This is a genomic window from Streptomyces sp. NBC_00820, assembly GCF_036347055.1.
In the GTDB taxonomy this organism is placed as follows: domain Bacteria; phylum Actinomycetota; class Actinomycetes; order Streptomycetales; family Streptomycetaceae; genus Streptomyces.
Genome location: NZ_CP108882.1, coordinates 596555 through 608858, shown reverse-complemented (window position 1 = coordinate 608858; position 12304 = coordinate 596555). Strand labels below are relative to the sequence as shown.

Below are 12304 nucleotides of genomic sequence, written 5' to 3'. Positions count from 1 at the left end.
CCCGCGATCCGCACCGCAATTCGGCCCAAGGTCCGAGGCCCGAGGTTCCAGGTCCGAGGCGCTCCGGCCGAACGCCCGGGCCGTGTCGTCAGCGGCCCGACGGGCTGAGGCCGCTCCGTGCACGTCCGGCGAGCCAGGCGGCGACCTGCCGCTTGAACGGGTGGTCGTCGTAGGGACTGTCATGGAGCACGATCCGCTCCATGGTCCGCAGAACGTTCTCCGAGCGGTCCGGGTGGACCACCGTGAGCACGTCGACACCGATCTCGCCCGTCGAGGCATGGATGTAGACACTGCTGTCGAGAGCCATCATGCCGAAGCCCGGGTGGCCCGCGTGCACGCCGAGGAACGCCGATCCCGCACCCCGGCCCATGATGTCCCAGCGCTCCAGGAGCCGGACCCGGGTCCAGACCGCCGGCGCGTCGTTGCCGCTCTCCGTGTGCCGCAGAGCGGCCCGGTGTGTTCGGGTGCCCTGCGGAAGCCTGACGAGGAACTCGCGCCGGTGGTCGAGAAGGCCCGAGGAGACGGCGAGTTCGTACCAGTCCGCGTTGAGCCGTCGGACGAGCCGCGGAGTCTCGTACGGGTGGGAGAAGCCGCCGACCACGTCCTCGATCCGGTACCCGCCGACGAACGGTATCGTGCCGGCCGGAACGGCGTTCGGAATCACTTCGAGGCCGGCCCGCCACAGCGGCCGGTACACCTTGCGTTCGCGCTCCTGAGTGCCCATCGGTGACTGTTCTAGCAGGACCCGTCGCGCCGGCAGGCCCCGGTTTCTAGGCGGCCCGTTCCCGTGCCTGGTCGGCGGCGGCTCGCACCGGACCCTTGTGGAGCGGTCCGTGGCCCGGCAGCAGGGTGTCGCCGTCGAGGGCGCCGATCAGGTCCAGGGAGGCCAGGGCCTGCGCGCGCTCGTGGTGGAAGAAGGTGTGGAGCAGCTGGGGGCCCTTGATCCGGGAGGTCGCGTGGCCGCTGACCAGCGCGTCGCCGGAGATCACGATGCCCGCCTCCGGCAGGTGGTAGACGCAGTGGCCGTCCGTGTGGCCGGGCGTGTGCACCGGGACGGGGCGCCCGGGAAGGTCGAGCGGGCCCTCGCCGGGGAACGGTTCGGGGGCGGTGACGGGGTTGTGGGCGGTCCCGCCGACCCGGATGACGTGTGCGGCCCAGGGCAGCACACCGGGGCGCCAGGCGTTGCGGACGACGTCCCCGATGGTGGCCTGCTGGAGGAAGTCCCGGCGCGCGTGCGGGACTTCCGCCGGGTGCAGGTGGACCGGGGTGCCGTACGTCGTGCGCAGGTACTCGGCCGACCCGATGTGGTCGTTGTGCGCGTGGGTGATCAGCACGGCGGCGACGGCCTCCGGTGAACTGCCCACCGCCGCGAGGGACTCGAGGACGCCCTCGCGGTCCCCGGGATATCCGGTGTCGACGAGTGTGACGGCGTCACCGTCCCTGAGGATCACCCAGTTGGTGTGGTGGCCGTGCACCAGGTAGGTGTCGTCGGCTACTTGGCGTACGTCTGCGGACATGCTGTCCCCTGTCCCGGTCGAGTGATCGTCGGGGACAGCCAACCAGACGCGTCACCGGCGTGCGAAAGTGATCCGCCCGCGTTGCGCCCGCGTCACCGTACGCCGTGCGGCCGGAACTGGATGCTGATCCGGGGCCCGGTGGCCCGGGCTGTCTTGGGGACGCAGTGCTCCCAGGTGCGCTGGCAGGAGCCGCCCATCACGATCAGGTCGCCGTGCCCCAGCGGCCGCCGGACCGTCTCGCCTCCGCCCAGCGGCCGCAGCAGCAGGTCGCGGGGCGCGCCGACGGACAGGATCGCGACCATCGTGTCCTCGCGGGCGCCCCGTCCGATCCGGTCGCCGTGCCAGGCGACACTGTCCCGGCCGTCTCGGTAGAAGCACAGTCCGGCGGTGGTGAACGGACCGCCCGTCTCCCGCGCGTAGCGCGCGGTCAGGGCGGCGCGGGCCTCGTCGAGCACCGGGTGGGGCAGCGGGTCGCGGGCGTCGTAGAAGGCGAGCAGACGTGGTACGGCCACGACGGCGTCGTACATCTTGCGGCGCTCGGCCCGCCACGGAACCTCGGCGGCGAGCTGTTCGAACAGCGCGTCGGCGCCGCTCAGCCAGCCCGGCAGCACGTCGATCCAGGCGCCGGCGCTCAGTCCGGTCCGGCGCAGCCCGTGGAGGGAACCGAGCCGCAGCTCGTCGGTCTGGTCGAACAGGGAGCCCTGAAGGTGCGTGGACATGGACTCAGCGTACCTCGGTAATCGAAAATGTGTTCCCTTCACGAGGGACTCCCGAGAGCTGGACACCCCTTTCGATACACCCGTGTATCGGATACATTCCCGTATCGAAACGGAGGGCGGACATGACGGCCGACACGGCGGCGGAAACGGCGGCGGGCATGACGGCGGACACGACTGCGCGGGACACGGCCCTGCGGGACACGGCCCCGCGGGTCACCAGACGGCGGGCCAGGACGCGGGCGAACCTGCTCGACGCCGCCTTCGCGGTCTTCGCCGCCAAGGGCTTCGGCCGCGTCTCCATCGAGGAGGTCTGCGAGGCCGCCGGCTACAGCCGGGGCGCCTTCTACTCCAACTTCGCCACGCTCGACGAGCTGTTCTTCGCCCTCTACCAGGAGCGTGCCGACCTCATCGCCGCCCAGGTGGCCGAGGCGCTCGCCCAGGACGGACCCGGCCTCGACGTGCCCGCCTCCGTGGACCGGGTCACGGAGGTGCTGCTGCTCGACGTGGACTGGCTGCTGGTGAAGACCGACTTCCTGGTGCACGCGGCCCGGGACCCGGCCGTCGCCCGGGTCCTCCTCGACCACCGCGCCCGCCTGCGCGAGGCCGTCGCCGACCGCCTCTTCCGGGCCGGGGGACACGCCACGCTGCCCGCCGTGCTCGGTGGCGCGGACGGCGCGGCCCGCGCGGTGGTCGCCGCGTACGACGGCGTCACCACCCAGCTCCTGCTGGACAAGGACGTCGACGCCGCCCGCAGCTGGCTCAAGCAGCTGCTCACCGCCCTGCTGACCGACGGTGCCGGCACCCCCGGGCACGGCCACGCCACTCCCGGGGACGGCCAAGGCGCTCCCGGGCACGGTCGCGCCGCCCCCGCGTGAGACCGCAGCACCCCGGACGAGTCGTAGTCGCAGACGGAACGAGTCGTAGGCGAAGACGCAACGAGTCGTAGTCGAAGACGGAAGGACACAGACGTCATGGACGCCATGGACGCGGACGTCATCGTCGTCGGAGCGGGCCTCGCCGGCCTGGTCGCGGCGCATGAGATCACCAGCCGGGGCAAGCGGGTCGCCCTGGTCGAGCAGGAGAACGCCGCCAACCTCGGCGGCCAGGCGTTCTGGTCCTTCGGCGGGCTCTTCCTCGTGGGCTCGCCCGAGCAGCGCCGCCTCGGCATCAAGGACTCCTTCGACCTCGCCTGGAACGACTGGCGGGGCAGCGCCCAGTTCGACCGGATCGCGGACGAGGACTCCTGGGCCGTGCGCTGGGCGCGCGCCTACGTCGAGTTCGCGGCCGGCGAGAAGCGGTCCTGGCTCCAGGGACACGGCATCGAGCTGCTGCCGACCGTCGGCTGGGCCGAGCGCGGCGACCTGCGGGCCACCGGCCACGGCAACTCCGTACCCCGCTTCCACATCGCCTGGGGCACCGGCACCGGCGTGGTCGGACCCTTCGTCGAGTACGCCCGCCAGGCCGCCCGGGACGGACTGCTCACCTTCCACCACCGCCACCGGGTCGACGAGCTGGTCATCGAGGACGGCGCGGCACGCGGAGTGCGCGGCACCCTCCTCGCCGACGACGACTCACCGCGCGGCGTCGCCTCCAACCGCGACCGCGCCGGCGACTTCGAACTCAGGGCCCAGGCCGTGATCGTCACCAGCGGCGGTATCGGCGCCGACCACGACATCGTCCGCCGCCACTGGCCCGAGCGGCTCGGCACCGCGCCCGCCGAGATGGTCACCGGCGTCCCCGCCTACGTCGACGGACGCATGCTCGGCATCAGCGCGGAGGCGGGGGCACGCCTGGTCAACCGGGACCGCATGTGGCACTACACCGAGGGCCTGCAGAACTGGGACCCCGTCTGGCCCGGCCACGGCATCCGCATCCTGCCCGGCCCGTCCTCCATCTGGCTCGACGCCCTCGGCCGCCGCCTGCCCGACCCCTGCCTGCCGGGCTACGACACCCTCGGCACCCTCAAGTACCTGCGCACCACCGAGGACATCGCGGGCTACGACCACTCCTGGTTCGTCCTCACCCGGAAGATCGTCGAGAAGGAGTTCGCGCTCTCCGGCTCCGAGCAGAACCCCGACATCACGGCGAAGGACCGGGGGGCCGTGCTCCGGGACCGACTGCTGGGCAAGGGAGCCCCCGTCCCTGTCCAGGCCTTCCTCGACAAGGGCGCCGACTTCGTCACCGCGGGCAACCTGGAGCAACTGGTCGAGAGGATGAACGGACTCACGGACGAGCCGCTGCTGGACGCGGCCGAGGTCCGCCGCCAGATCGAGGCCCGCGACCTGCAGATGGCCAACCCCTACAGCAAGGACGCCCAGGTCCAGGGCATCCGCAACGCCCGCCGCTTCATCGGCGACCGCCTCGGCCGGGTCGCCACCCCGCACCGCATCCTCGACCCCGCCGCCGGCCCCCTGATAGGCGTGCGGCTGCGCGTCCTGACCCGCAAGACCCTCGGCGGCATCCAGACCGACCTCGACTCCCGCGCCCTCGGCCTCGACGGCAATCCCCTCGCCGGCCTCTACGCGGCGGGCGAGGTCGCCGGCTTCGGCGGCGGCGGCGTTCACGGGTACAACGCCCTCGAAGGCACCTTCCTCGGCGGCTGCCTCTTCTCGGGCCGGGCCGCGGGCCGGGCGGCGGCCCGGCAGGCGGACTGACCGGAGCCTTCCGCCGGTGGTGGGACGCGGCACGCCCGCGCCCCACCGCCCCGCCCGGCCCCGGCCGGCGCTTCAGCGCCTCCGCTCCGCCACAGTCAGCCCTTCAACAGCTCCGCCAGGACATCCGCGTGACTCTCCCCGGGCCGCTTGGACGCCGTGAGGAGAGTGACCGGTCCGTCGTGGCTGGACTTCCTGAGACCGTCGAGCAGTTCCGCGCTTCCGGGGGCCTCCAGCTCCGACTCGTAGCGGCGCCGGAACTCCTCGTACGTGCCGCCTCCGTGGTACCACTGGCGCAACTCCGTCGACGGCGTCAGGGCCTTGGGCCACTCGTCGATGTGCGCCTCCTCCTTGGTCAGCCCGCGAGGCCACAGCCGGTCCACCAGCACGCGCAGCCCGTCGTCGGACTCGGGCGGGTCGTAGATGCGACGCACGCGCACACTCACGATCGGGCTCCTCTCGGGACACGGACGGTCCCGCGAGACTACGTCGGCCGGCGGCGCGCCCCGCGCGGCGACGCGGCGTGACTTGACCTGAATGAGGGGGAACCCGCCCCGCGCGCGCCTCTAATCTGTGGGCGGTTCGATCACCGCCACCCCATTCCGAGGAGCGCACGTGACGTCACCCCGCAGACCGGCCGTCCGACGACGTACCGCAGTCCTCCGCCGCGAGGCGGTCCTCGCCACCGTGCCCGTCGCCGTGGCGGCGCTGCTCGGGGCCGCCGGACCCGCGGCGGCCGGCACCACCGGCGCGTCCGGCGCAGGCGACCCCTACTTCCCGCTCAGCGGCAACGGCGGCTACCACGTCCGCCATTACGGCCTCGCACTCGGCTACGACACCTCCTCCCGGCACCTCGACGGCAAGGCGGACCTCACCGCCCGCGCCACCCAGCGGCTCACCCGCTTCGACCTCGACCTCAAGGGACTGAAGGTCACCGGCGTCACCGTCGACCGCGCCACCGCCCGCTTCACCCGCAGCGGCCAGGAACTCGTCGTCACCCCGCGCCACGCGCTGCGCGAGGGCCAGGAGTTCCACGTCACCGTCACCTACCGGGGCACCCCCGCACCCGTCACCGACCCGGACGGCTCCGCGGACGGCTGGATCCCCACGGACGACGGAGCGTTCGTCGCCGGTGAGCCGCAGGGCGCGATGACCTGGTTCCCGGCGAACAACCACCCCACGGACAAGGCGTCGTACGACTTCACCCTCACGGTCCCCGAGGGGCGCACCGCCGTCGCCAACGGCGTCCTGCTCGGCCGGCGCACCACCCACGGCCGCACCACCTTCCGCTGGCGCCAGTCCGAGCCCATGGCCGCCTACCTGGCCACCGCCACGGTCGGCAAGTTCGACATCGAGAGGTACACCACGCGTGACGGCGTCCAGGTGTACAACGCCGTCGACCCGCGGGAGGCGCGCGCGGCCGCGCCGGTGCTCAAGAAGCTGCCCTCCGTACTGGAGTGGGAGAGCGGGCTGTTCGGGCCCTACCCCTTCCGTGCCGCCGGGTCGGTCGTCGACCACGCCCCGGACGTCGGCTACGCCCTGGAGACCCAGAGCCGGCCGCTCTACGACTCCGCGCCCGACCTGAGCACCCTCGTCCACGAGAATGCCCACCAGTGGTTCGGCGACTCCGTCTCGCTCACCGCGTGGAAGGACATCTGGCTCAACGAGGGCTTCGCCACCTACGCCGAATGGCTGTACAGCGAGCAGCACGGTGGCGACAGCGCCCAGAAGACCTTCGACGCGCTCTACGCCCGCCCCGCCTCGAACGGCCTGTGGGCCTTCCCGCCCGGCGACCCGGGCAGCGGTGCGAACATCTTCGACACGCCCGTCTACGCCCGTGGCGCCATGACCCTGCACGAGCTGCGCAGGGCCGTGGGCGACAAGGACTTCTTCCGCGTGCTGCGCGCCTGGGCGGCCGAGCACCGGGCCGGACACGGCACGACGGACCGGTTCGTGCGGCTCGCCGAGCGCGTGTCGGGCAAGGACCTCGACGGGCTGTTCCACACCTGGCTGTACACCAAGGGCAAGCCGGGCCGGGCCTGACCGGCGCGGCTCACTGCTCGCGCAGCCCCCACGGGGAGCCGTACTCGGTCAGCAGGTCCAGGTAGGGGCGGGCGGGGAAGGCCTCCGGGCCGAGGACGCCGGTGCCCGACCAGGCGCCGGTGGCGAGGAGTTCGAGGGCGACGACCGGGTTCACCGCCGTCTGCCACACCACAGCCTGGCAGCCGTACTCCGCCATCGACCACTGGTTGTCGACCACGTGGTACAGGTACACCTCGCGCGGCGCCCCGTCCTTGGCGCCGCGCACCCAGGTGCCCGCGCAGGTCTTGCCGTGCATCAGCTCGCCCAGCCCCGCCGGATCGGGCAGGCACGCGGCGACCACGTCCCGCGGGGAGACCGGCACGGGCCCTTGAGGGCCGGGCGCGGCCACCGGCTCGGTGGTGTCCAGGCCCAGCCGGTGCAGTGTCTTCAGCGTCTCGATGAACTCACCGCCCAGGCCGTACTTGAAGGTGACCCGCTCCGCGCCGACCCAGCGCGGCATCAGCAGCACCTCCTCGTGTTCGACGTTCACGCACTCCACCGGGCCGATGCCCTCGGGGAAGTCGAACACCTCGGGCTCGCTGAACGGCTCGGTGGTGAACCAGCCGCGCCCGGCCTCGTAGACGACCGGCGGGTTCAGGCACTCCTCGATGGTGGTCCAGATGCTGAACGACGGGGCGAAGTCGTAGCCGTCGACGGTCAGGTTCGCGCCGTCGCGGACGCCGATCTCCTCGATGGAGTCGAAGAGTTCGTCCGCCGCGTACCGGGCGAACACGTCCGACAGGCCGGGCTCCACGCCCATGCCGACCAGTGCCAGCGCGCCCGCCTTCTCCCACTCGTCGGCCAGCGCGAACTGCTCGTCGCCCAGCTTCACCCCGCACTCCTCGTACGGCCGCTCCGGGTGCGGCCGGGACAGCGACATCGCCATGTCCACATAGGTCGCGCCGGCCGAGCGCGCCGCGCGGAACAGCGGCATCACGAACCGCGGGTCGGTCGCGTTGAGCAGCACGTCGCAGTCGTGACGGGCGAGCAGCCGCGCCACCGCCGCCTCGTCGCCCGCGTCGACGCGGGCGGCGAGGAACCGGCCGCCGGCGTCGTCGAGGGCCGCGACCGCCGCCCCGGCCCGGTCGGCGTCGTAGTCGGCGACCACCATGAGGTCGAAGAACGGCCGCCGGGCCGCGATCCGGGTGACGGCCGTACCCACACCACCGGCACCCACGAGCAGTACACGCATGTCGGAAACTCCCTGCCTGATCGGGACGAGAACGAAGTCTTGGCAGGCGCGCCTTGGCCGGAATCCAACGCCGGACCATGCCGTAAGGTCAATGGCGTTGGCATAAGGAATGGACATACGGGGCCGAACGGCGCCGAAGGTTCGACGGCCGAACTGCCGACGCGTCACCGAACGGCCAAGGCCTCAGAGCGCCGAAGCGTCAAAGTGCCAAAGAGCTAAAGCGCCAAAGCGTCACATGGTCGAAGTGCCGAAGGACCAAGAGACCGACGGGAGGATCCGCCGTGCCCAAGGCCGTCGTACCCGAGGAGAAACGGCGCAGGCGCCGGCCCACCCGCAGCGGCACCGTGCTGTCCGAGACGCTGATCGTCGCCGCCGCGCTGCGCCTGCTGCGCGAGCACGGCAGCGCCGGGCTCACCGCGCGCCGCCTCGGCCTGGCGCTCGACTGCGACCCCAGCGCCCTGTACCGGTACTTCCGCGGCATGGACGACCTCACGCTCGCCATCGGTGACGCGCTCATCGGGCAGGCCCTCGACGGCTGGGAGCGCACAGGGCGGTGGCGGGCGGACCTGCGCGCGATGGGACTGCGCATCCACGCCGCGTACGTCGCCCATCCGCAGGCCGCGCTGCTGACCGCGAGCCGCGTCACCGGCCGCGTCCACGAACTGGCCGCCGACGAGGCGGTCCTGGACGTCCTGCGCACCGCCGGCTTCGGCCTGGCGGACACCGTTCGCGTCTACCACGCCTTCATCGACCAGACCCTGGCCTTCGCCGCCCTCGACGCCGCCTCCCTCGCCCTGCCGAGCGCCTCCCAGCGGGCCGACGAGGACAAGTGGCACTCCACCTACGCCCGCCTGCCCCGGGCCACCCACCCCCGTATCGCCGAGGCGGCTCCCCAGCTGGCCCGGCGCATGGTCAACAGCGCGTACCCGACGGCGCTGGAGATGCTCCTGGACAGCGCCGAGGGCCGGCTCGCGGCGGGGGCGCGAGCGGGAGAGCCAGCAGGCGAGCGAGCGGGAGATCGAGCAGGGGAGTCAACGGGGCGGTGAGCGGGGCGGTGAGCGGCGTGCGGGCCGAGGGCGCGGCTCAGCCGCGCAGCGCCTCCGCCGCCGTCGCGGTGACCGCCTCGGCGACGGCCGCCAGGGCGGGGGAGTCGAGCTTCCACTGCTGCCAGTACAGGGCGACCTCCATCCACTCCACAGGGGCGAGCGGGTCCACGGAGGTGAGCAGGACGAGGCGTCCGTCGCGCAGCAGCGGTTCGGCCTGCGTCTCCGGCACCATGCCCCAGCCGAGCCCCGCGGCGACCGCGCCGACGAAGCCCTCCGAGGTCGGGACGTGATGCCGCAGCGAGCCGGCGCCGGTGCCGCCCGAACGGCGTACGAAGCCGTCCTGGAAGTCGTCCTTGGTGTCGAAGACCACGACGGGCGCGTCGGGCAGCGTGTCCCGCAGGGGGCCGGTCAGGTGACGGGCGGCGAACTCCGGCGCGGCCACCGGCAGGTAGCGCATCCGGCCGAGCGGGCTGACCGAGCAGCCGGGGACCGGGTCGGGCGAGGAGGTCACGGCCGCCATCACCAGCCCCTCGCGCAGCAGCGCCGCCGTGTGGTCCTCGTCCTCCCGGTGCAGCTCGAAGCAGAGCCCCGGTACCCCGGTGAGTGCCCCGAGGAACCAGGTCGCCAGCGAGTCGGCGTTCACCGCGACCGACACCCGGGTCGGCTCCCCGGCGCCGCTCAGCCCCAGCTCACCGCGCGCGTCCCGCTCCAGCCGGGCCAGCTGACGGGCGAACCGCACCAGGACCGCGCCGGACTCCGTCGGCCGCACCGGCTTGGTGCGCTGGAGCAGCACCCGCCCGGTCCGCTGTTCCAGCGCCTTGATCCGCTGGCTGACCGCCGACGGCGTCAGGTGCAGGGCCGCGGCCGCGGCGTCGAACGTGCCCTCGTCCACCACGGCCAGCAGGGTCCGCACCTGCTCCAGGGGAAGTTCAGTCATCACGAGCGCTAAGGGTACGTAAGAATCTTTAGCTGTACCTGCGGAGATCGCTTGTCTACCGTCGAGGACATGAACCACGCCCTGACCACCGCGGCCGCCGGATTCGGCGCCGGTCTCTCCCTGATCGTCGCCATCGGCGCCCAGAACGCCTTCGTCCTGCGCCAAGGGGTGCGCCGTGACGCCGTCCTCGCGGTGGTCGGCATCTGCGCGCTCTCCGACGCGCTGCTCATCGCGCTGGGTGTCGGCGGCGTCGGCGCGGTGGTGGTGGCGTGGCCGGACGCGGTGCGGGTGGTGGGGCTCGTCGGCGGCGTGTTCCTGCTCTGCTACGGCGCTCTCGCCGCCCGGCGCGTCCTCGGACCCGGCACCGGTCTGCGCACGGAGGGCGAGGCCGCCGGCTCCCGTCGGCGCGCGGTGCTCACCTGCCTGGCGATGACCTGGCTCAACCCGCACGTCTACCTGGACACCGTCTTCCTGCTGGGCTCCCTCGCCGCCGACCGCGGACCGCTGCGCTGGACGTTCGGCCTGGGCGCCGCCGCCGCCAGCCTGTGCTGGTTCGCCGCCCTCGGCTTCGGTGCCCGGCTGCTCGGCCGCTTCCTCGCCCGGCCCACCGCCTGGCGCGTCCTGGACGGCCTGGTCGCCGTCACGATGCTGGGCCTCGGGACGATGATGCTGGTCTCCGGAGTCTGACCCGTCCGGCTCGCGCACAACCGGTTCGGCGGTCACAGGAGTTGCTGCCATAGTGAAGCTCGAATCGAAAGATGTATCGAGCAACCAGGAATTCCGTGGACACGAGCGAGAGCAGCAGTACCGAACCCGCCCCCGTCGCCGAGGCCGCGCCGGGGGCGCCCCAGCACGGCTGGCGCCGCTGGGCGATGGACACCCGGCCCCTGCGCATCCCGGCTTTCCGGCGCCTGTGGTCGTCGACCATCGTCACCGCCGTCGGCAGCCAGCTCACGGCCGTCGCCGTGCCCAAGCAGATCTACGACATCACGCACTCCTCGGCCTGGGTCGGTTACGCCAGCCTCGTCGGTCTGGTGCCCATGGTCGTGTTCGCGCTCTGGGGCGGGGCTGTCGCCGACATGGTCGACCGGCGCAAGCTGCTGCTCATCACCAACGGCGGAATAGCCGTGACCTCGCTGCTCTTCTGGGCGCAGGCCGCCGTCGGACTGGACTCCGTGGTCGTGCTGATGGTGCTGCTCGGCGCGCAGCAGGCGTTCTTCGGGCTCAACTCCCCGACCCGCAGCGCCTCGATCGCCCGTCTGGTCCCGGCCGAGGAACTGCCCGCGGCCAACGCGCTCGGCGCGACGGTGATGCAGACGGGCCTGGTGGTGGGCCCGCTGCTGGCGGGTGCGCTGATCCCGGTGATCGGGCTGCCGGTGCTGTACCTGATCGACACGCTCGCGCTGTGTGTGACCGTCTGGGCGGTCTTCCGCCTCCCCGCGCTGGCACCGCTGGGCGACGCGCGGACGCGGCGGGCCGGGCTGCGCGAGATCGCGGCCGGGTTCCGCTACATCGCCGGGCACAAGGTGCTGCTGCTGTCCTTCCTCGCCGACATCATCGCCATGGTCTTCGGCATGCCCCGCGCCCTGTACCCGCAGCTGGCCGCGCAGACGTATGCCTCCTACGGCGAAGGGCTCGCGCTCGGCGTGCTGTTCGCCGGCATCGCGGTGGGCGCGGTGCTCGGCGGCCTGTTCTCCGGGGTCTTCTCCCGGGCCCGGCGGCACGGCTGGATGGTCATCGGCTCGGTGGCCGGCTGGGGCCTGGCCATCACCGGGTTCGGACTGAGCGACAACCTCTGGGTGGCCCTGGCCTTCCTCGTCGGCGCGGGCGTGGGGGACATGGTCTCCATGGTCTTCCGCCAGGCGATCCTGCTGTCGGCCGCGACCGACGAGATGCGCGGCCGGATGCAGGGCGTGTTCACCGTGGTCGTGGTGGGCGGGCCCCGCCTCGCCGACGTGCTCCACGGCACCGCCGGCTCGGTGTTCGGCGCCCAGGCCGCCGTGGCGGGCGGCGGCGTGCTCGTCGTCGTGGTGATCCTGGCGCTGGCCGCCGCGGTTCCGGCACTGCGCCGCTACCGGATCTGACGGCCGGCGCACCCCGCGCGCCGGTCCGCCGGCTCACCTCTTCGGTGCGTCGGTCCTTCGTCTGTCGGTCCGGCGG

11 protein-coding genes and 1 pseudogene are annotated in these 12304 nt (G+C 72.7%); 6 read left to right on the top strand and 6 right to left on the bottom strand.

Going from position 1 to position 12304, the window contains the following annotated elements:
- Positions 1-88 precede the first annotated feature (88 nt).
- The 3 genes from OIB37_RS02860 to OIB37_RS02850 all read right to left on the bottom strand — a co-directional run bounded on the left by OIB37_RS02860 (position 89) and on the right by OIB37_RS02850 (position 2236).
- Positions 89-724: a hypothetical protein gene (locus OIB37_RS02860; protein WP_330455898.1), complete on the bottom strand. Its 636-nt coding sequence runs from the start codon at positions 722-724 to the stop codon at positions 89-91.
- 46 nt (positions 725-770) lie between these two features.
- Positions 771-1517, bottom strand: a complete 747-nt coding sequence (locus tag OIB37_RS02855) for an MBL fold metallo-hydrolase (protein WP_330455897.1) — start codon at positions 1515-1517, stop codon at positions 771-773.
- Positions 1518-1609: 92 nt separating this feature from the next.
- Positions 1610-2236 (bottom strand): alpha-ketoglutarate-dependent dioxygenase AlkB family protein, encoded by a 627-nt coding sequence (locus tag OIB37_RS02850; protein WP_330455896.1) that lies wholly within the window; start codon positions 2234-2236, stop codon positions 1610-1612.
- A gap of 158 nt (positions 2237-2394) precedes the next feature.
- Between OIB37_RS02850 and OIB37_RS02845 the strand changes: the two genes are divergently transcribed.
- Together OIB37_RS02845 and OIB37_RS02840 are read left to right on the top strand one after the other, a co-directional pair.
- The gene (locus OIB37_RS02845) at positions 2395-3111 is read left to right on the top strand and encodes a TetR/AcrR family transcriptional regulator (protein WP_330461759.1); all 717 of its coding nucleotides are present in this window, start codon (positions 2395-2397) and stop codon (positions 3109-3111) included.
- A 90-nt stretch (positions 3112-3201) separates the two neighbouring features.
- A pseudogene (locus OIB37_RS02840) lies at positions 3202-4890 on the top strand (FAD-binding dehydrogenase); the annotation flags it as partial.
- A gap of 95 nt (positions 4891-4985) precedes the next feature.
- Here OIB37_RS02840 and OIB37_RS02835 read toward each other — a convergent pair.
- Positions 4986-5333: a DUF488 domain-containing protein gene (locus OIB37_RS02835; protein ID WP_330455895.1), complete on the bottom strand. Its 348-nt coding sequence runs from the start codon at positions 5331-5333 to the stop codon at positions 4986-4988.
- Between the two features lie 169 nt (positions 5334-5502).
- Here OIB37_RS02835 and OIB37_RS02830 point away from each other — a divergent pair, with 169 nt between their 5' ends.
- Positions 5503-6930 carry a M1 family metallopeptidase gene (locus OIB37_RS02830; protein ID WP_330455894.1) on the top strand — a complete coding sequence of 476 codons (1428 nt, stop codon included), beginning with the start codon at positions 5503-5505 and terminating at the stop codon, positions 6928-6930.
- 10 nt (positions 6931-6940) lie between these two features.
- On the opposite strand, the gene OIB37_RS02825 is transcribed toward OIB37_RS02830, so the two are convergent.
- Complete coding sequence (locus OIB37_RS02825; protein WP_330455893.1) at positions 6941-8161, bottom strand: saccharopine dehydrogenase family protein; 1221 nt, start codon at positions 8159-8161, stop codon at positions 6941-6943.
- A 281-nt stretch (positions 8162-8442) separates the two neighbouring features.
- Here OIB37_RS02825 and OIB37_RS02820 point away from each other — a divergent pair, with 281 nt between their 5' ends.
- Positions 8443-9207, top strand: a complete 765-nt coding sequence (locus OIB37_RS02820; protein WP_330455892.1) for a TetR/AcrR family transcriptional regulator — start codon at positions 8443-8445, stop codon at positions 9205-9207.
- A 37-nt stretch (positions 9208-9244) separates the two neighbouring features.
- Here the strand turns inward: OIB37_RS02820 and OIB37_RS02815 are convergent, their stop codons facing one another.
- Positions 9245-10147, bottom strand: coding sequence for a LysR family transcriptional regulator ArgP (locus OIB37_RS02815; RefSeq protein WP_330455891.1), 903 nt, complete (start codon positions 10145-10147; stop codon positions 9245-9247).
- A gap of 66 nt (positions 10148-10213) precedes the next feature.
- Here OIB37_RS02815 and OIB37_RS02810 point away from each other — a divergent pair, with 66 nt between their 5' ends.
- Together OIB37_RS02810 and OIB37_RS02805 are read left to right on the top strand one after the other, a co-directional pair.
- The gene (locus OIB37_RS02810; RefSeq protein ID WP_330455890.1) at positions 10214-10831 is read left to right on the top strand and encodes a LysE/ArgO family amino acid transporter; all 618 of its coding nucleotides are present in this window, start codon (positions 10214-10216) and stop codon (positions 10829-10831) included.
- A gap of 95 nt (positions 10832-10926) precedes the next feature.
- Positions 10927-12228 carry an MFS transporter gene (locus OIB37_RS02805; RefSeq protein ID WP_330455889.1) on the top strand — a complete coding sequence of 434 codons (1302 nt, stop codon included), beginning with the start codon at positions 10927-10929 and terminating at the stop codon, positions 12226-12228.
- Positions 12229-12304 lie beyond the last annotated feature (76 nt).